This window comes from Mycobacterium sp. NGS59 (assembly GCF_059812345.1).
Window position 1 is genome coordinate 182,920 of sequence record NZ_JCALCN010000002.1, and the last position, 19,732, is coordinate 202,651.

The 19,732-nt window shown below is 67.4% G+C and carries 15 protein-coding genes; 11 read left to right on the forward strand and 4 right to left on the reverse strand.

What is annotated here, in order from left to right; all coding sequences use genetic code 11:
- Positions 1 to 73: 73 nt before the first annotated feature.
- The 5 genes from AC5Y46_RS03390 (at position 74) to purD (ending at position 4,981) form a co-directional block, all read left to right on the forward strand.
- Positions 74 to 1,543: an aldehyde dehydrogenase gene (locus AC5Y46_RS03390; RefSeq protein WP_499943588.1), complete on the forward strand. Its 1,470-nt coding sequence runs from the start codon at positions 74 to 76 to the stop codon at positions 1,541 to 1,543.
- A gap of 11 nt (positions 1,544 to 1,554) precedes the next feature.
- Positions 1,555 to 2,307 (forward strand): SDR family oxidoreductase, encoded by a 753-nt coding sequence (locus AC5Y46_RS03395; RefSeq protein ID WP_499943587.1) that lies wholly within the window; start codon positions 1,555 to 1,557, stop codon positions 2,305 to 2,307.
- Entirely contained in the window at positions 2,304 to 3,158 is an 855-nt protein-coding gene (locus AC5Y46_RS03400; protein WP_499943586.1) for an NAD(P)-dependent oxidoreductase, read from the forward strand. The genes AC5Y46_RS03395 and AC5Y46_RS03400 overlap by 4 nt, the downstream gene beginning before the upstream one ends.
- On the forward strand, positions 3,158 to 3,595 hold the full coding sequence (locus AC5Y46_RS03405; RefSeq protein ID WP_499943585.1) for a carboxymuconolactone decarboxylase family protein: 438 nt from the start codon (positions 3,158 to 3,160) through the stop codon (positions 3,593 to 3,595). Before AC5Y46_RS03400 ends, AC5Y46_RS03405 begins: the two co-directional genes overlap by 1 nt.
- Before the next feature lie 117 nt (positions 3,596 to 3,712).
- Entirely contained in the window at positions 3,713 to 4,981 is a 1,269-nt protein-coding gene (gene purD, locus AC5Y46_RS03410; RefSeq protein WP_499943584.1) for a phosphoribosylamine--glycine ligase, read from the forward strand.
- A gap of 5 nt (positions 4,982 to 4,986) precedes the next feature.
- Here purD and AC5Y46_RS03415 read toward each other — a convergent pair whose 3' ends face one another.
- The 3 genes from AC5Y46_RS03415 to AC5Y46_RS03425 form a co-directional block, all read right to left on the reverse strand.
- Positions 4,987 to 6,564, reverse strand: coding sequence for a serine/threonine-protein kinase (locus tag AC5Y46_RS03415; protein ID WP_499990114.1), 1,578 nt, complete (start codon positions 6,562 to 6,564; stop codon positions 4,987 to 4,989).
- Positions 6,565 to 6,691: 127 nt separating this feature from the next.
- Positions 6,692 to 8,275 carry a gamma-glutamyltransferase family protein gene (locus AC5Y46_RS03420; RefSeq protein WP_499943583.1) on the reverse strand — a complete coding sequence of 528 codons (1,584 nt, stop codon included), beginning with the start codon at positions 8,273 to 8,275 and terminating at the stop codon, positions 6,692 to 6,694.
- Between the two features lie 106 nt (positions 8,276 to 8,381).
- On the reverse strand, positions 8,382 to 9,293 hold the full coding sequence (locus AC5Y46_RS03425; RefSeq protein ID WP_499943582.1) for an alpha/beta hydrolase-fold protein: 912 nt from the start codon (positions 9,291 to 9,293) through the stop codon (positions 8,382 to 8,384).
- 55 nt (positions 9,294 to 9,348) lie between these two features.
- Between AC5Y46_RS03425 and AC5Y46_RS03430 the strand changes: the two genes are divergently transcribed.
- The 6 genes from AC5Y46_RS03430 (at position 9,349) to AC5Y46_RS03455 (ending at position 19,063) form a co-directional block, all read left to right on the forward strand.
- Positions 9,349 to 10,008, forward strand: coding sequence for a TetR/AcrR family transcriptional regulator (locus AC5Y46_RS03430; RefSeq protein ID WP_499943581.1), 660 nt, complete (start codon positions 9,349 to 9,351; stop codon positions 10,006 to 10,008).
- An 84-nt stretch (positions 10,009 to 10,092) separates the two neighbouring features.
- Entirely contained in the window at positions 10,093 to 11,511 is a 1,419-nt protein-coding gene (gene purB, locus AC5Y46_RS03435) for an adenylosuccinate lyase (RefSeq protein ID WP_499943580.1), read from the forward strand.
- Between the two features lie 2 nt (positions 11,512 to 11,513).
- A complete protein-coding gene (locus AC5Y46_RS03440) occupies positions 11,514 to 12,746 on the forward strand; it encodes a cytochrome P450 (protein ID WP_499943579.1) in 1,233 nt (410 codons plus the stop codon).
- 77 nt (positions 12,747 to 12,823) lie between these two features.
- Complete coding sequence (locus tag AC5Y46_RS03445) at positions 12,824 to 14,557, forward strand: fatty acyl-AMP ligase (protein ID WP_499943578.1); 1,734 nt, start codon at positions 12,824 to 12,826, stop codon at positions 14,555 to 14,557.
- A gap of 88 nt (positions 14,558 to 14,645) precedes the next feature.
- Positions 14,646 to 14,912: an acyl carrier protein gene (locus AC5Y46_RS03450; RefSeq protein WP_499943577.1), complete on the forward strand. Its 267-nt coding sequence runs from the start codon at positions 14,646 to 14,648 to the stop codon at positions 14,910 to 14,912.
- Positions 14,912 to 19,063, forward strand: coding sequence for a type I polyketide synthase (locus AC5Y46_RS03455; RefSeq protein ID WP_499943575.1), 4,152 nt, complete (start codon positions 14,912 to 14,914; stop codon positions 19,061 to 19,063). The genes AC5Y46_RS03450 and AC5Y46_RS03455 overlap by 1 nt, the downstream gene beginning before the upstream one ends.
- Here the strand turns inward: AC5Y46_RS03455 and AC5Y46_RS03460 are convergent.
- Positions 19,044 to 19,661, reverse strand: a complete 618-nt coding sequence (locus AC5Y46_RS03460; RefSeq protein ID WP_499943574.1) for a hypothetical protein — start codon at positions 19,659 to 19,661, stop codon at positions 19,044 to 19,046. The two genes, AC5Y46_RS03455 and AC5Y46_RS03460, sit on opposite strands and share 20 nt — an antisense overlap.
- Between the last annotated feature and the right edge of the window lie 71 nt (positions 19,662 to 19,732).

Consider the following 19,732-nt stretch of genomic DNA (forward strand, 5'->3'; position numbering starts at 1 on the left):
GGACCGTGGGGCTATGGTGCGATGCGAAGATATCGGACAGCTGTCCATTGAAGATGATTCTCGGGAGTGGCAGATGGCCCTGTTGGCCGACGGCGTTAGCGCACTGTTCATCGACGGCAAGTTATCGGAGGGCGGCGCGGGCACCTTCCCGACCGTCAACCCGGCCACCGAGGAGGTGTTGGGTCTCGCGGCCGACGCCGACGCTCAGGACATGGGTCGCGCGATCGAAGCCGCGCGCCGGGCTTTCGACGACACCGACTGGTCGCGCAACACCGAGTTGCGGGTGCGTTGCGTTCGCCAGCTGCGGGAAGCCATGCAGCAGCACATCGAAGAACTGCGCGAGATCACGATCTCCGAAGTCGGCGCGCCGCGCATGCTGACCTCGATGGCCCAGCTCGAGGGGCCGGTCAACGACCTGGCGTTCGCCGCGGACACCGCCGAGTCCTACGAGTGGAACCAGGACCTCGGTCAGGCCGCGCCGATGGGCATCCCCACCAAGCGCACCGTCGCCCGGGAGGCCGTCGGTGTCGTCGGCGCCATCACGCCGTGGAACTTTCCGCACCAGATCAACCTCGCGAAACTAGGTCCCGCCCTGGCCGCGGGCAACACCGTCGTCCTCAAGCCTGCGCCCGATACACCTTGGTGCGCAGCGGTTTTGGGGGAGCTCATCGCCGAACACACCGATTTTCCGCCCGGTGTGGTGAACATCGTCACCTCCAGCGACCACAGTGTGGGGGCGTTGTTGGCCAAAGACCCACGGGTGGACATGATTTCGTTCACCGGCTCCACCGCCACCGGCCGCAGCGTGATGAGCGACGGTGCGATGACGATCAAAAAGGTCTTTCTGGAGCTGGGTGGCAAGTCGGCTTTCGTAGTGCTCGACGACGCCGACCTGGGGGCGGCCGCCGGGGTTGCCGGTTTCTCGGTGTGCATGCATGCCGGGCAGGGTTGTGCGATCACCACCCGCCTGGTGGTGCCCCGGGCCCGTTACGACGAGGCGGTCGCCATCGCGGCGGCAACGATGGGCGGCATCCGGGCCGGCGATCCCACCAACCCGAAAACGATTTGCGGGCCGCTGATTTCGGCCCGGCAGCGGGACCGGGTGCAGAGCTATCTGGATTCGGCGGTCGCCGAGGGCGGCACGTTCGCGTGCGGTGGCGGCCGTCCCGAAGGCCGGGATGTCGGCTTCTTCATCTCACCGACCGTGATCGCGGGTCTGGGCAATGATGCCCGTGTGTCGCGGGAGGAGATCTTCGGGCCGGTGCTCACCGTGATCGCCCACGACGGCGACGACGACGCGGTGCGCATCGCCAACGACTCGCCCTACGGGCTGTCCGGCACCGTGTACGGTGCCGACCCCGAGCGGGCCGCTCATGTCGCGTCGAGGATCAGGGCAGGAACCATCAACGTCAACGGCGGTGTCTGGTACTCCGCGGACGCGCCGTTCGGCGGGTACAAGCAGTCCGGCAACGGCCGTGAGATGGGCCTGGCCGGTTTCGAGGAGTACCTGGAAACCAAACTCATTGCGACAGCAGCGAATTAGAGGAGATCTGGGTGGGACAGTTCGACAACAAGGTAGCTATCGTCACCGGGTCCGGTGGCGGCATCGGTCAGGCCTACGCCGAGGCGCTGGCTCGCGAGGGTGCGGCGGTGGTGGTGGCTGACATCAACGCCGACGCGGCCGAGGGAGTGGCCAAGCAGATCGTCGCCGACGGCGGCACCGCCATCAGCGTCCCGGTGGACGTGTCGGACCCGGCGTCGGCCAAGGCGATGGCCGACCGCACGCTGGCCGAGCTGGGTGGCATCGATTACCTGGTGAACAACGCCGCGATCTTCGGCGGCATGAAGATCGACTTCCTGCTCACGGTGGACCCCGAGTACTACCGGAAGTTCATGAGCGTCAACCTCGACGGCGCGCTGTGGTGCACCCGCGCGGTCTACAAGAAGATGGCCAAGCGCGGTGGCGGGGCCATCGTCAACCAGTCGTCGACCGCGGCGTACCTGTACGCGAACTACTACGGTCTGGCCAAGGTCGGCATCAACGGTCTGACTCAACAACTTTCGCGCGAACTGGGCGGGCAGAACATCCGGATCAACGCAATCGCGCCGGGCCCCATCGACACCGAGGCCAGCCGGACTTCCACGCCCAAGGAGATCGTCGACGACATCGTGAAGGGTCTTCCCCTGTCCCGCATAGGCACACCCGAGGACTTGGTGGGGATGTGTCTGTTCCTGCTGAGCGACCAGGCTTCCTGGATCACCGGGCAGATCTTCAACGTCGACGGCGGACAGATTTTCCGGCCATGACCGAACTCAAGCTCGGCTACATCGGCCTGGGAAACATGGGCGCGCCGATGGCCACGAAGATGACCGAATGGCCTGGCGGAGTGACGGTTTACGACATCCGGACCGAGGCGATGACGCCGCTGGCCGAGAAGGGTGCCGGCCTGGCCGACAGCGTCGCCGACGTCGCCGCCGCCGACATCATCCACATCACCGTGCTCAATGACGCCCAGGTGCGTGAGGTGGTCGGCGAGTTGGCCGGCAAGGCCAAGCCCGGCACGGTGATCGCGATTCACTCGACCATCAGCGACAGCACCGCCACCGAGTTGGCCGCTGAACTCAAACCCCAAGGCATCCATATCGTCGACGCGCCGGTAAGCGGCGGTGCGGCTGCCGCGGCCAAGGGCGAGCTGGCCACGATGGTGGGCGCCGAACGCGAGGTCTACGAGCGGATCAAGCCGGCGTTCAAACATTGGGCGTCGGTGGTCATCCACGCCGGCGAGCCGGGTGCAGGGACGCGAATGAAGTTGGCCCGCAACATGTTGACGTTCACCTCCTATGCGGCGGCGTGCGAGGCCATGAAGCTCGCCGAGGCAGCCGGGCTGGATCTGCAGGCTCTGGGCAGGGTGGTGCGCCACACCGACGCGCTCACCGGCGGGCCGGGGGCCATCATGGTGCGCGAAGACATGAACGACCTGGAGCCGGACAATTTCCTCTACCAGCCCTTCCTGCACACCCGGGGCCTCGGCGAGAAAGACCTGAGCTTGGCGCTGGCATTGGGAGAGGCGGTGTCGGTGGATCTCCCGCTGGCCCGAATCGCCTACGAACGACTGGCCGCGAGCCTTGGCGTGCCGCACACATCGAAGGAGTCGTGATGGACGAGCTGCGCCGCAAGGGCCTGGACAAGATGAACGAGGTCTACGGCTGGGAGATGCCCAACATCGAGGGCGACGCGTACTTCGACCTCACCGTCGATCATCTCTTCGGCTCCATCTGGACCCGGCCGGGATTGTCGATGCGCGACAAGCGCATCATGACGCTGACGGCGGTGACCGCGGTAGGCAGCCGCGATCTGGCTGAGATCCAGATCAACGCCGCGCTGCTCAACGAGGAGCTGTCCGAGACCGAACTCAAGGAGATGGCGCTGTTCCTCACCCACTATCTCGGGTTCCCGCTGGGTTCGGCGCTCAACGGTGCGGTCGACGCCGTCGTGCGGAAGCGCAGGAAGGCGGCGGCCGAGGGTGGTGAAGAGGACAAGAAGGGCAATGTCGACAGCGCGGTGAAGATGCATCGGGGGGACACGCGCGATTAGTGCGCAATTGATCGGCCGGTTGCCGAGCAGACGCAAAAGCCCCTCATTTCGGCACGAAATGGGGGCTTTTGTGTCTGCTCGCGCAAGGGGCGGGCCTTGCGGCTAGTGTGACGTGTCGTGCGAGTCCTGGTGATCGGTTCCGGTGCCCGTGAACATGCCCTATTGCTGGCGCTGAGTAGAGATCCCGAGGTGACGGGCCTGATCGTGGCGCCCGGTAACGCGGGCACCGCCCGGCTGGCCGAGCAGCACGCCGTCGACATCACCTCCGGCGATGAGGTGATCGCGCTGGCCCGCAAGGTAGCCGCCGACCTCGTGGTCATCGGTCCCGAGGTCCCTCTGGTGCTCGGTGTGGCCGACGCGGTACGCGCCGCCGGCATCGCCTGCTTCGGGCCTAGCAAAGGTGCCGCCCTGATCGAGGGCTCCAAAGCATTCGCCAAAGATGTGATGGCCGCGGCCGGGGTGCGTACCGCGTCGAGTGAAATAGTCGACAATCCATCGCATTTGGACGGCGCGCTGGACCGATTCGGGCCGCCTTCCGGCGACCCGGCCTGGGTGGTCAAGGACGATTCGTTGGCGGCCGGCAAAGGTGTGGTGGTGACTTCGGACCGCGACACCGCCCGCGCGCACGCAGCCGCCTTGCTCGAGGCCGGGCATCCGGTCTTGTTGGAGTCCTTCCTGGACGGACCCGAGGTGTCGCTGTTCTGCGTGGTCGACGGTGCGACCGTGGTGCCACTGCTTCCCGCGCAGGACTTCAAGCGGGTCGGCGATGGCGACACCGGCCCAAACACTGGCGGCATGGGCGCCTATGCACCGCTGGGCTGGCTGCCCGACACCGTCTACCGCGAAATCGTCCACCAGATCGTCGAACCCGTTGCGGCCGAGATGGTTCGGCGTGGCAGCCCGTTCAGTGGACTGCTCTATGCCGGTCTGGCGATCACTTCCAACGGTCCCGCGGTCGTCGAATTCAACTGTCGCTTCGGCGATCCGGAGACCCAGGCGGTGCTGGCACTACTGGATTCGCCGCTAGGACAGTTGCTCCACGCCGCCGGCAGCGGAAAGCTGTCCGACTTCGGTGAGCTGCGTTGGCGGGACGGTGCGGCCGTCACGGTGGTGCTGGCCGCGGAGAACTATCCCGGTCGCCCCCGGGTCGGGGACGTCGTCGTCGGCTCGGATGCGGAGGGTGTGCTGCATGCGGGAACGGCACGTCGCGACGACGGTGCGATCGTGTCGTCCGGCGGCCGGGTGCTCTCGGTGGTCGGCACCGGTGCCGACCTGTCACAGGCCCGCGCGCAGGCGTACCAGATCCTCGGTTCGATCAAGTTGCCCGGCAGCCACTTTCGGACGGACATCGGCCAGCGGGCCGCCGAAGGCGCGATCAGCGTCTGAGCGTCCTACTGCTGATATTGCGGGCAGTACACGCTGATTGCCGCGTTTACCCCCGCCGCGGCCTGCGAAGGCGTGATTCCCTCGTTGCCGTTCACGGTCGCGTTCGCGACGTCGTTGGGGCTGGCGCCGTTCTGCAGGACCGTGCAGGCGTTACGGCCGGTGGCGACCGCGACCGACGGGTCGGTGACGGTGACACCAGGAATCCCCGACATCAGATTCAGGTAGGCCTGGTCGGGACTGGGCGCCGGTTGCTGCGGGGCAGGCGCTGCCGGTTGCGCGACCGGCGTCGGGGCCTTCGCAGCGGGCGCGGGCGTCGCCAGGGTCGGCGCGGGCGCCCGCGGGGCAACCTCGGGCGCTCGCGCGGCCGGGGAGGCCGCAGGCGCGGGAGCCGGGGCGGCCGCAGGCGCGGGAGCCGGGGCGGGCGCCGCAGTCGGAATCGGTGCCGCTTGCGGTGCGATCGGTGGCGCGTTCTGCACCATCGGTTGCGGCGGCGCCGACATCGCAGGTCCCTCCGCCGCCGTGGTCTTGCTGCTGCCGGGGTATCCGCTGGCGCCGACGGCGGTGAGCGCGACAACCGCGGCCGCGGCCGCGAAAGTTCCCCACCGTTTGCGTCGTGGCCGTTGGTCGGCGTCGACGGAGCCGGCGCTCTTGGGCGGCCGGACCGCGAGAGGTCGGGGCATGGTCGTCGCCGAGGCTGCCGGGTGCCGCCCGGAACGGACCGCCTCTTCGAAGGCCTCGGCGAATTCGGTGCAGGTGGCGAATCGGTCGGCAGGGTCCTTGGCGAGGGCCACGGCCAGCACCGGGTCGAACACCCTGAGCATCGGGTGTGTATCGGCCAGTGGCGGAGGCGGGGCCGACAGATGGCGCCCGATCACGACGGCCGGGTTGGTGTGCGGGAAGAGCTGTGATCCGGTCAGCAAGTGGTAGACGGTCGCCGCCAGAGCGTATTGATCGGCGCGCCCGTCGATCTCTTCGTCCGTCAGCTGTTCGGGTGCGGCGTAGGGCAGCGTGCCGATCGTCATGTTGGTCGCGGTCAGGCCGCTGGTGTCGCCGAGCGCCCGGGCAATCCCGAAATCGCTCAACAGGATTCGTTGGTCACCGTCTGCCGGCTCGGCGAGCAGGATGTTCGCCGGGCTGACATCGCGGTGCATCAGGTCGTGCTGCTGATGTGCGTAGTCGAGTGCGGTGGCGATAGCAGTGAGGATCGGCGCCACCTTCTCGGCGGGCATGCCCACCGGATAGTGCTCGCGGACCAGGGTCGCCGCGTCGGTTCCGTCGACGAAGTCCATCGCCAGCCAGAGTTGGCCGTTGAACTCGCCTCGGTCGTTGACCCGCACGATGTTCGGATGCCACAGGGCGGCCGCCAGGTCTGCCTCCCGGACGAAGCGCCGGCGATAGTCCTCGTCAGCCGAGACGTCGCTGCCCAGTACCTTGAGCGCCTCCAGGCGGGGCAGCCGCGGATGCTGAGCGAGATAGACTTCGCCCATCCCGCCGGATCCCAGAAACCGGACAATCGTGTATCCGGCGAACACTTCTTCGACCTTCAACCCGATGCCGGGACTTACCTGAATCAACCCAATCACCGCACCGTTCGTAACCGCCCGGCGCACCCTCCAGCACCAGGCCCACGGATCAGGGTATAGCGCTGTTCACTGTCTGGCTACCTTCTGTTAACCAAAACATACCTAATACTTAAAGTTCGGTTACCAGTCAGAAGGCGACGGCTTGCCCGTCCCGCCGTGGATCGCTCACGGCGAGATAGCCCTCGTCCAGTCGCCAGATCGCCTGGCAGCTGCCGAATGCGTTGTAGTCGTCGACGACCAGCAGCTCGTGTCCGCGCCGGCGCAACTCGTCGAGGGTGGACGGCGCGAACCCTTTCTCGCAGGCGACCTGCAGTCCCTGGATCCACCGGAACCGTGGGCCGTCGCAGGCCGCCTGCGGATTCTGTCCGTAGTCGGCGATGCGGACCATCACCTGGACATGACCTTGCGGCTGCATCGGCCCGCCCATGACCCCGAAGCTCATCACTGGCGAGCCGGCTTTGGTCACGAACGCGGGAATGATGGTGTGATAGGGCCGCTTACGCGGACCGACCCGGTTGGGGTGACCCAGCGCCACAGCGAAACCGGAGCCGCGATTCTGCAGTGCGATGCCGGTGCCCGGCACCACTACTCCGGATCCGAAGCCCATGTAGTTGGACTGGATCATCGACACCATCAAGCCGGAGGCGTCCGCGGCGGTCAGATATACGGTGCCGCCCCGAGGTGACCCGGCCGACGCCGGCAGGGCACGAGCCGGATCGATCAGGGCAGCCCGGGCTTCGAGGTATTGGCGGTCCAACAGCTGGCCCGGGCTCACCGTCATGTGGTCGATGTCGGCGAGATGAGCCTGCGCGTCGGCGAAGGCGAGCTTGAGCGCTTCGATCTGCAGATGCACGCTGTCGGCGGAATCGACGGCCCACGACGACAGGTCGAAGTGTTCGAGGATGCCCAGCGCGATCAGCGCGACGATGCCCTGGCCGTTGGGAGGTATCTCGTGCACCGTGTACCCGCGGTAGTCCCCGTCGATCAAGCCGACCCAATCGGCGCGGTGGGCGGCCAGATCGGTGGCCAGCATCGCGCCGCCGTGCGTGGCCGAATGCGCTTCGAGCCGGTCGGCCAGCTCCCCCCGATAGAAGACACCGCCCTTGGTCGCGGCGATTTTTTCCAGCGTGGCAGCGTGATCGCGCAACGTGACCACTTCACCCGGCCTGGGCGCTCGTCCATTCGGCATGAAAGCGGGGGCGAATCCGGGTTGGGTTGCGAACACCGGGACCTGAGCCGCCCACTGCGACGCCACGGTCGGTGACACTGGAAAACCGTTGCGGCCATAGGCGATTGCAGGTGCGAAGAGACGCTCGAATGGCAGCTTGCCGAACTCGGCGTGCAACCCGGCCCAGGCCGACACCGCACCGGGCACCGTCACGGTGTTCCAGCCCATCGCTGGAACCGGTTGTCCGGCAAAGTATTCCGGTGTCCAAGCCGCCGGCGAGCGGCCCGAGGCGTTGAGGCCGTGCAGTTCTTTACCGTCCCAGACGATGGCGAAGGCGTCCGCTCCGATGCCGTTGGACACTGGTTCGACGACGGTGAGCGTGACGGCGGTGGCGATGGCCGCGTCGACGGCGTTGCCGCCGTCGGCGAGCATGCGCAGTCCGGCCTGGGCGGCCAGGGGTTGCGACGTACAGACCACGTTGGCGCCCAATATCGGCATGCGTGGCCAGGCGTAGGGGAAGTCCCAACCGAACGATGTGCTCACGCCCGGATCGTCGCACGTCCGCGAAAAGACGCAAAAGCTCCCGTTTCCGGCCGGAATAGGGAGCTTTTGCGTCTCCCCGCAAGCGGGAGGTGCCCCCAGCTCGGCACTATGCGGTGAGCAGCGGAGCCAGCCAGGTGAGTTCGGCCGGGAGCTGAGAGCTCCAGAAACCGCCGTTGTGGCCACCCGGGGAGAACCCGCCCGCCGGCGGATTGGGCAGCTGGGCGATGAACTGCTTGGTCGCGCCGTAGAAGGGATCGCTGTCGCCGCAGTCGATCCGGATCGGGATCGACCCCAGCGCCGGCATCCCCCAGACCGAGTTGGCCGCGTAGTCCTCCGGCCCGTCGAACGCGCCGGGCGCCGCCGCCCCCGCCGACGTCCACAGCGCCGGGCTCACCGCGCAGATCGCCGCGGTACGGCCCGCGCCGAGCCGCCCGCCCAGCAACAAAGCGCCGTAGCCGCCCATGGACCACCCCAGAAACGCCACCCGCGAGGTGTCCAGACCCTGGCCGTCCAGCAGCGGAAGCAGCTCGCTCAACACCATCGCCCCGGCGTCCTCACCCGAGGCCCGCTTGTGCCAATAGCCACCGCCGCCGTCGACCGCGACCACCGCGAATGGCGGCAATCCCGCGTTGACGGCCTGGGCCAGACCCTGCTCGACGCCGCCGGCCATCACGGTGGCCGCGTCGTTGCCCTTGCCGTGCAGCGCGATGACGGGACGAAGCGGCTTGGTCTGGCCGGGCGGACGCGCGATGGCCCAGTTGGTGGATATCCCGCCGCGCGCGGCCGAATTGAACGAGCCGGTCACCATCGTCGGCGCCACCTGTCCGGCGGGTGCCGGATCCAGCGGCCGTGTCGGAGCCAATGGAACGTTTGTGCCAGTTCGGGGCATAGGGGCGGCGTCGGACGTGCGTGCCGCAAACAGCACGTCGAGCGCATATGCGCCGACCGCACCGCATGCCGCGCTGGCACCGAGGCCCAGTACGGTGCGGCGACTGATGTCAGGCATGCGGGCCATCATGCCATGTCCGTTTGGCGAAAATGGCAATGCTGTACCACTTTGACTGGCAGCATGGGTGGGCGTGACAGCAGCAGTTACTCCAAAAGGAGAACGTAGGCGGTACGCGCTGGTGAGCGCTGCCGCCGAGCTGCTCGGCGAGGGCGGGTTCGAAGCGGTACGGCACCGGGCAGTTGCCCGCCGGGCCGGTCTGCCCTTGGCGTCTACCACGTATTACTTCTCGTCACTCGACGATTTGATCGCCCGCGCGGTCGAACACATCGGGATGATCGAGGTGGCGCAGCTGCGGGCCAGGGTCAACGGCCTGTCGCGGCGGCGTCGGGGGCCTGAGACCACCGCCGAGGTGCTGGTCGATCTGCTTGTGGGGGACGTGTCCGGACCAGGACTCGCCGAGCAACTGATATCCCGATATGAACGGCACATCGCCTGTACCCGGCTGCCCGCTCTGCGGGAGAGCATGCGCCGCAGCCTGCGGCAACGGGCGGAGGCGGTCGCCGAGGCCATCGAAAGATCAGGCCGGTCGGTTCAGATCGAACTCGTGTGCACGCTGATCTGCGCGGTCGACGGTTCGGTGGTGTCGGCGCTGGTCGAGGGCCGTGACCCGAGGGCGGCGGCGTTGGCGACGGTGATCGATCTGATCGATGTGCTCGCACCAGTCGATCAACCACAGATACGGATCATCAGCGCGCCCGCGGCCACCGACGGCGTGACGATGTAGCTTCCGGGTCGCCGCCCGCTGAGAGCGACGTGCGGCGACCCGAGCGAACGTACGGAGTCGCGCGCGACCGTAAGCTAGCTGTCTGTGAGCATTCCGAATGTGCTGGCCGCGCGGTACGCCAGCGCCGAGATGGTGGCGATCTGGTCGCCCGAGGCCAAGGTGACTGCGGAACGGCGGCTGTGGTTGGCCGTGGTCCGGGCGCAGGCCGAACTCGGGGTGCCGGTGCCGGCCGAGGCGATCGCCGATTACGAGCGGGTGCTCGACGATGTGGACCTGGCTTCGATCGCGGCACGGGAGCGGGTGTTGCGGCACGACGTCAAGGCCCGCATCGAGGAGTTCAATGCACTGGCCGGTCACGAGCACGTGCACAAGGGAATGACCAGCCGCGACCTGACCGAGAACGTGGAGCAACTGCAGATCAGGCGCTCGTTGGAAGTGGTCTTCGCGCACGGGGTCGCGGTGGTGGCGCGGTTGGCCGAGCGCGCCGTGACCTATCGCGACCTGGTGATGGCCGGGCGCAGCCACAACGTCGCCGCGCAGGCCACCACGTTGGGCAAGCGGTTCGCCTCGGCCGCGCAGGAGACGCTGATCGCGTTGACCCGGTTGCGCGAGTTGATCGACCGTTACCCGTTGCGCGGCATCAAGGGCCCGATGGGCACCTCCCAGGACATGCTCGACCTGCTCGACGGGGATGGCGCCAAGCTGTCCGAGTTGGAACGCTCGATCACCGAATTCCTCGGCTTCTCAACGGTTTTCGACAGTGTCGGGCAGGTGTATCCGCGTTCGCTGGACCACGACGTGGTCTCCGCGCTGGTGCAGTTGGGCGCCGGACCGTCGTCGCTGGCGCACACCATCCGGCTGATGGCCGGCCACGAGTTGGTCACCGAGGGGTTCGCCGAGGGACAGGTCGGCTCGTCGGCGATGCCGCACAAGATGAACACCCGTAGCTGCGAACGGGTCAACGGCCTACAGGTGGTGTTGCGCGGCTACGCGTCGATGGCCGCCGAGCTGTCCGGTGCGCAGTGGAACGAGGGTGATGTGTTCTGTTCGGTGGTGCGCCGGGTTGCGTTGCCGGACAGCTTCTTTGCGATCGACGGCCAGATCGAGACGTTCCTGACGGTGCTCGACGAGTTCGGTGCCTATCCCGCGGTGATCCAGCGCGAGCTGGACCGCTACCTACCGTTCCTGGCGACCACCAAGGTGTTGATCGCGGCGGTGCGCGCGGGCGTGGGACGCGAAGTCGCGCATCACGTGATCCGCGAGCATGCGGTCGCCACCGCGCTGGCCATGCGCGAACGGGGCGCTGAGCCCGACCTGCTGGACCGACTGGCCGCCGACCCCCGGCTGCCGCTGGACCGGGCCGCGCTGGACGCCGCGCTGGCCGACAGGAAGGCATTCGTCGGTGCCGCCGGGGACCAAGTGGACGAGGTCGTAGCGCTGGTCGAGAAACTCGTCGAGCGCTATCCGGAGGCGGCCAAGTACACGCCCGCGGCGATCTTGTGACTGTGACGCTCACCCAGATCGATTTCACTGATCTGGGCAACTTCGCCCAGGGTTTTCCGCACGACTTGTTCGCCGTGCATCGTCGCGAGGCACCGGTGTACTGGCACGAACCGACCGATAACACCCCGGACGGCGAAGGCTTCTGGTCGGTGGCCACCTACCCCGAAACCCTTGCCGTGCTGCGCGATCCGGTGACCTACTCGTCGGTGACGGGCGGTGACCGGCCGTTCGGCGGCACGTTGCTGCAAGACCTGGCCATCGCCGGTCAGGTGCTGAACATGATGGACGACCCGCGGCACTCGCAGATCCGCCGGCTGGTCAGCTCCGGGCTGACGCCGCGGATGATCACCCGCGTCGAGGACGACCTGCGCACCCGGGCCCGCCGGCTGCTGGACGCGGTGGTGCCCGGTGAACCGTTCGACTTCGTGGTCGAGATCGCCGCCGAACTGCCGATGCAGATGATCTGCATACTGCTCGGAGTGCCGGAGTCCGAACGCCATTGGCTGTTCGAGGCCATCGAGCCGCAGTTCGACTTCGGCGCTTCCCGCAAGGCGTCGCTGGCGCAGCTCTCCCTGGAAGAAGCCGGGACGCGGATGATCACCTACGGCCAGGAGCTGATCGCCGCCAAACGCGCCGAGCCGACCGACGACATGTTGTCTGTGGTCGCCAACGCCACCATGCCCGGAGCCGACGACGCGATCATGTCCGATCTGGAGTTGTACCTGTTCTTCAGCCTGCTTTTCAGCGCCGGCGCGGAGACCACCCGCAATGCGGTCGCGGGCGGGTTGTTGGCGCTGGCCGAGCATCCCGCCCAATTGCGGTCGCTGCGGGCCGATTTCGGCCTGTTGCCGACGGCGATCGAGGAAATGGTCCGGTGGACTTCTCCGTCGCCTTCCAAGCGGCGCACCGCCACCCGCGACGTCTGCCTCGCCGGACAGTCGATCGAGGCGGGCCAGAAGGTGCAGATCTGGGAAGGATCGGCCAACCGGGACGACGATGTCTTCGACCGCGCCGACGAATTCGACATCACCCGAAAACCCAATCCCCACTTGGGGTTCGGACAGGGAGTGCACTACTGCCTGGGGGCGAACCTGGCGCGCCTGGAGCTGCGGGTGCTCTACGAGGAGCTGCTGTCCCGGTTCGGCGCCGTCCGGCTGGCCGAGCCGGTCGAATGGACCCGCAGCAACCGGCACACCGGCATCCGGCACCTGATCGTCGAATTGCGCGACGTCTAGCTCAGCCGGATTCCGCCTATTCGGCCGGCACCGGTTTACGATGACGCCGTAGAAGATGCCTGGTCACAGGAGCGGCGATGAATGAAGCACAGCCAGACACCGCGCACCCCGATCTGGTCGCCTGCTTTCGATCTCAATTCGAGGATTACTGCGAAACAAGAAGATTCACGTTCCTGCGCGAGTCCCGACGAGACCTGATCCCGGAGGTCACCACGTTCGGGGAGCTGGACCGGTGCGCCCGCGAAGTGGCGGTGTGGCTCGATTCCTGCCCGCAGGCCGATCGCCCGGTGCTGCTGTTGTTCGAGCAGGGCATCGAGTTCTGGATCGGTTTCCTGGGTTGCGTGTACGCCGGTGTCGTCGCTGTCCCCGCGCCCCTGCCCCACGACGAGCGAAGCCTGCAGCGCGTTGCCGGGATATTGCGCGACGCCGACACCAGCCTCACGCTGACCAGCGCCGGCCTGCGCGACATGCTCGCCGCGGGCATCGACGGTCTCGGACTAGACCGCAAGATCCACTGCGTGGCCGTCGACGACGGCGCGCTGGCGGACTCCGGCGAGTGGACCATGCCGGACGTCTCACCCGAGACCGTCGCTTTCCTGCAGTACACGTCGGGCTCGACCGGTGACCCCAAAGGTGTTGCCGTCACTCATGACAACGTCCTGAACAACGTGTCCGCCCTGGCGCAGGCTCTCGAGGTGACCGCCGAATCGGTTGTCGTCGGCTGGATCCCACACTTCCACGACATGGGCCTGGTGAGTGTGCTGGTCGCCTATTTCAGCCTCAGCGATGTCGTGGGCATGTCGCCGCTGGCGTTTCTGAAACAACCGATCCGGATGCTGAACGCGATCAGCGACTATCGCGGCACGCATGCCGCCGCACCCAACTTCGCCTACGATCTGATCGCGCGGCGGCTGACACCGGAGCAACTCGCCGGCCTGGACCTCTCGTCGTGGCAGGTGGCGCTCAACGGTGCCGAGCCCGTCCGCCGCCGCACCATCGAACGACTACAGGACTTGCTTGCTCCGGCCGGCTTCGCGGCCTCGGCCGCCCGTCCCGCGTATGGAATGGCCGAGGTGACGCTGCTCGCCACCGTCAGCCGCGGTGCCCAGCGTTACCTCGACGCCGATGCCGAGGACCTCGAGCAGAACCGGTACACGCCCGGGGCGGGACGTTCGGTCAGCCTGGTCAGTTCCGGTGCACCCGGACCCGGCATCGAGGTACGCATCGTCGAACCGGACACGCTGGAGTGCCTGCCCGAAGATCGCGTCGGCGAAATCTGGTTGCGGGGCCGCAGCGTCGCCAGCGGTTACCACAACCGTCCCGCGGAGACGGCCGAGCGATTCCGCGCTCGCACCGCCGGGGGCGAAGGCCCGTACCTGCGCACCGGCGACCTCGGCTTGCTGCACGACGGTGAGTTGTACGTCACCGGGCGGCGGAAGGATCTGCTGATCGTCAACGGCCGCAACCTGTACCCACAGGACATCGAAGAGTTCGTGCAGACCGTGCACCCCGCGCTGGCCGGTTCGCGCGGAGTCGTCGTCTCGGTCGATGTCGACGACGCCGAGCGACTCGTAGTGATCCAGACCGTCAAGGACGGCTTACTGGCCGAGACGACCTACGACGAACTCGCCACCGCGCTCAAGCGCGCCGTCGCACGCGCCTTCGAGGTTCCGTCCCCGGGTGTGGTGTTCGTCGGACGCGCCGGAATCCACCTCACGACAAGCGGAAAGGTGCAGCGCGCCTCGATGCGCACAGCTTTCCTGAAGTCCGAACTCACCGACGTTCTGCACGCCAGCCCGGCCCCCGGCTGAGGGCTCCAAGAAACTCTTTAGAACGCTTCAAGCGCTGCGCCTCAAAGTCTTTGCAACAGCAGTTCCGCAACGACTCGAGGAGCAGGCCATGATCGCGAACCACCGCCCGATATTGCGCTGGCTGACCGCCACTCTCGCCTCGTCTCTGGAGGTCGCACCCTCTACGCTTGACCCCATGGTCCCGTTGGCCGACATGGGTGTCGACTCGGTTCGCGCGGTCGGTCTGGTCGGCGAGATGGAGATGTTCTACGACATCGACGTCGATCCGACGCTGATCTTCGATTACCCGACCCTGTCCCACATCGCCGAGTACATCAGCTCGGCCCTAGTGGAGCAGTCAGAAGCCGTCGCGTAATGACCGACATCGCCGTCGTCGGATTGGACTGCCGGTTTCCCAAGGCGAGCGACCCGGCCGCGCTGTGGCGGCTGCTGATGGGCGGCGAGGACGGCATCGACGAGATCCCCGCGTCCGCGCGGTGGGACGCCGCCGCGCTGCAGCAAGACGGGACCATCAACCACCGCAGCGCAGGTCTGATCGCCGACGCCGACGCTTTCGACAACGATTTCTTCGGTATCCCGCCCCGCGAAGCCGAAGCCATGGACCCGCAGCAACGGTTGCTGTTGCAAACCGCTTGGCGCGCAATCGAAAACGCCACCCTGGATCCGCGTGGGCAGGCCGGTTCCCACACCGGGGTGTATGTCGGCGTGATGGCCAACGAATGGGCACACCTGCAGATGCGCGACTACGGCCGGATCACCGCCCAAACCGGCACGGGCAACGGCTATTTCATGACGGCCAACCGGCTGTCCTATCAGTTCGACTTCAAAGGCCCCAGCCTCGCTGTCGACACCGCTTGCTCCTCGTCACTGGTCGCGGTGCACCTGGCGGCCCAGGCGCTGCGCAACCACGAGTGCGACCAGGCGCTGGCCGCCGGGGTCAACCTGACGCTCACCCCGGCGCTGAACGCGTTCTACACCCAGGCCGGTCTGGCCGCGCCGGACGGAAGGTGCAAGCCGTTCAGCGCATCCGCCGACGGGATCGGCCGGGGCGAAGGCGTCGCGGTGATCGTGCTGCGGCGACTGGCCGACGCGCTAGCCGAGCGGTTGCCCGTCTACGCGGTGATCAAGGGCAGCGCGGTCAACAGCGACGGCCGCAGCAACGGCATCACCGCGCCGAACCGCTGGGCGCAGCAACAGCTCGCCGCCGCGGCGTACCGCGCCGCCGGCATCGTCCCGGCGCAGATCAGCTTCCTGGAAGCGCACGGCACCGGCACCCTGTTGGGCGACATGATCGAGGCGCGAGCACTCGCCCACACCCACCGCCGCGGACGGGAAAAGCCTTGCGCGATCGGCTCGATCAAGGGCAACCTCGGCCACACCGAAGGCGCCGCGGGTATCGCCGGCCTGATCAAGGTGGTGCTCAGCCTGCACCACCGGGTGGTCCCGCCCACCCGATTCGCCGACGACGAGAACGCACAGCTGAAGCTGCACGACGGTGGCCTGCGGTTGCTTGCCGAGCCGATGGAGCTGCCGGACGAGGTCGTCTACGCCGGGGTCTCCAGCTTCGGCATCGGCGGCACCAACAGTCACGTGGTGCTCGCCACTGCCGTCCCGGAAGACGCCGCGCCGGCCGCCGCCGGAGGTGGTGTGCTGACGCTGTCGGCCGATTCGTTGGAAGGGCTGCAGCGCAACGCTGTTCGGCTTGCTGATGACCTCGAGAACAGCACTGTGCCGCTCGCGCAGCTGTGCTGGTCGAGCAACAGGATCAAGGCCATGGGCAAGATGCGCATGGGGATGGTCGCCGACGACCGCGCTTCAGCGGTCGCGTCGCTGCGCGGTGCGGACTTCGACACCGGCACCGCGGGCGGCATGTCGGCGGGCTGGCTGTTCAGCGGTCAAGGAACCCAATATCCGGGTATGCACACGGCTTTCGCCGCAGCCGGCGCGGCCTTCCGCGACGCGTTCGAGCGAGTCGAGACGACGATGCTGCCTTATCTCGGCCTGCGTCTCGGGGAGGTGATGGACGACGACCGCATCCACCGCACCGAATTCGCCCAGCCTGCGATATTCGCCGTGCAGTACGCGCAGGCGCAGGCGCTCCTCCAGGCCGGGGCCCAGCCCGCCTGGCTGCTCGGCCACAGCATCGGTGAATTCGCTGCCGCCGCCGTCGCCGAGGTCATCAGCCTGGACGACGCGTGCCGGCTGGTGGTGGCACGCGGACAACTGATGCAGCAACTGTCCGACGGTGGCGCCATGTTGGCGGTGCGCGCACCGATCAGCGAAATGCCCGACCTGCCAGTCGATCTCGCCGCAGTGAACGGAACCGGAGAGTTCGTGCTGTCCGGGGCACGCGGCGACATCGAGCGGGCGGCGACGATCCTGACCGGGTCGGGTGTCGAGGTGCGCCGGCTCAACGTGTCGCACGCTTTTCACTCGGGGCTGATGGAACCGATGCTCGCGCAGTTCGCGGCGGTCGCCGCGCAATGCTCCTACCAGTCACCGGCAGTCCCGATCTTCTCCACCCGGCACGGCAGAGAGCTCGGGGACGACGAACCCATGGACGCCGACTACTGGACGGCGCACATCCGCGCCACCGTCCGGTTCGCCGATGCGGTGACCGACGCACTGGGAGCCCAACCCACACACCTCGTCGAGTTCGGATCCAAGCCGACGCTGGGCCCCATGATCACCCGGTCGCATCCTGATGCGCCGCCCACGCTGAGCGTCGCCAACGGCATCACCGAAGCCGTCGTCGCGCTCTACCGCGACGGGCTGAATCCCGAATGGAGCGCGCTGTATCCCCCGCAGGCCAGGTTCACGCACCGACTCAGCGGCTACGAATTCACCCGCAAGCGCTTCACCATCACCGAGCAAGCCGGCCCACCCGGCATCGCCACGCCCAGCACCGGCAAGGAGTCCACGATGGACAACCTCATCGCCCTGTTCCGCGAGCAAGCCGCGGTGCTGGCCGCCTGCCAGGGAGCCGAACTGCCGGCCGGACAGCCCGAATCGGAGGCAGCGGCCGACGTGGCGGATCTCGTGCGCGCCGAGATCGCCCGCCTCAGTGGGTTCCCCGTCCAGCAACTGCGCCCGGGCCGGGCCATCGTCGGGGACCTGGGCTTCGACTCCATCATGGTGACCAACCTGATCAGCGGCCTGCAGCGCCAACTCCCCAGCGCGACAGTCGATCTGGCGGCGTTCGGGCCTCAGACGACAGTCGGCGACGTGATCGTCATGGCCGGGGGACAGGGATCGACTTTGGGGGCGGTGGATGCGCCGCAGCCTGCCGTCACCCCACAGTTCCGCATCGGCGATTTCGAGGAGGTCAAAGCGCTGGCCGACCGGATCGCGCAGGTCGAAGCGGCCGGCATCGACAATCCCTACTTCGTGGTCAACGACGGCGTCACCACTGGTACGTCGTTCATCAATGGCGTTGAGGTGGTCAACTTTTCGAGCTTCAACTACCTGGGCATGTCCGGTCACCCGCGGGTGGCCGAGGCCATGGCGGACGCGGTGCGCCGCTGGGGCAGCTCCTGCTCGGCGTCGCGGCTGCTGTCCGGTGAGAAGCCGATCCACCGCGACCTCGAGCAGGAGTTGGCGAATCTCCTTGGCACGCAGGATGCTTTGGCACTGGTCAACGGCCACGCCACCAACGTCACCGTGATCGGGCACCTGCTCGGCGAGAGCGACCTCGTCATCCACGACAGCCTCGCGCACGACAGTATCGTGCAGGGCTGCAAGCTATCCGGGGCCACCCGTCGACCCTTCCCGCACAACGATCCCGCCGCGCTCGACGAACTGCTGGGCAACATCCGCCACCAATATCGCCGGGTGCTGATCGTCATCGAAGGCATCTACAGCCAAGACGGCGACATCGCCGACCTGCCCGCCTTCATCGACGTCAAGAACAAGCATCGGGCGCTGCTGATGATCGACGAGGCACACAGCATCGGTGTGATCGGCGCGACGGGCGGCGGCATCGGCGAGCACTTCGGCGTCGACCGGGACGACGTCGAATTGTGGAGCGGCACCATGTCGAAGGCGCTGGCCGGCTGCGGTGGCTACGTCGCCGGCAGCCGGGAGCTGATCGAATTCCTGAAGTACACGACGCCGGGCTTCATCTTCAGCGGCGGCCTGCCGCCTGCCATCGCGGCGGCGGCGCTGGCCGCGATCAGGGTGATGCGCAGCGAGCCCAGCCATCTGCGGCGGCTGCACGAGCTGTCGGCGCTCTTCCTGCGCCTGGCCCGCGCGGCGGGTCTGGACACCGGCGACAGCGAGGGCACCCCGATCGTCCCGTGCATCGTCGGCAGTTCGCTGACGGCGCTGCAGTTGTCGAATGCGTTGCTCAAGCGCGGCATCAACGTCAACCCGATCCTGTATCCGGCCGTGCCGGAGGACCAGGCGCGGCTGCGGTTCTTCATCACCAGCTGCCACACCGAAGAGCAGATCCGGTATGCGATCGCGGCGCTCACCGAGGAGCTGGCGATCATTCCGTGCGGAACCTGATCCCGGCCGCCCGCAGCTCCAGGGCCGCCAGTCCCCGCATCACGACGGGATCTTCGTAGCGCCACCCGCCGACCGGGTCCGCACTGACCGCGGCCAGTTTCGCCGGGGAACGATTGGCCAGCGCGCGCAGCGCCAGCAGCTGCTGACCCGCGGCGGTGCCGGCCAGCGCTGTCACGATCCACTTGCGCCGGAAGAAGCGGACGCGCAGGTACAGCCACGGCATCGTGACCGCCAGGATGGGCGGCAACGCGACCGCCAACGCCAACACCCAGGCCAGCCAGCTCGCGGTGGTGTCCAGGTTGTGCCCGGCGCCCGCGATGTCCAGCGCCGCCTCGCTGGCCGCGTTGAGCGGCTGGCTCAGCGCGTCACCCAACAACGGAACGTTGTGTGCGCTGTGCCCGGCCGAGGCCAGGTTTCCGGCGACCCCTTTCGAACCGGCCTCCACTTGCCGTCCCGCCTCGGCGATCGTCGCGATGGCCTCGTGGACGGCGAAACCGACGAGCACCCAGATCACCGTCCACACCGAAACGATGATGTCGCTCATCAGTTGACCGAACAGACGGACGGGCCGGGTCGAGTAAGGCAGATAGCGGGTCATGACACCGATACCAGCACAGCCGGCAGCAGAATGGGATTGTCTTTTCCCGCGGCGGCGCCCGATAGGCTGAC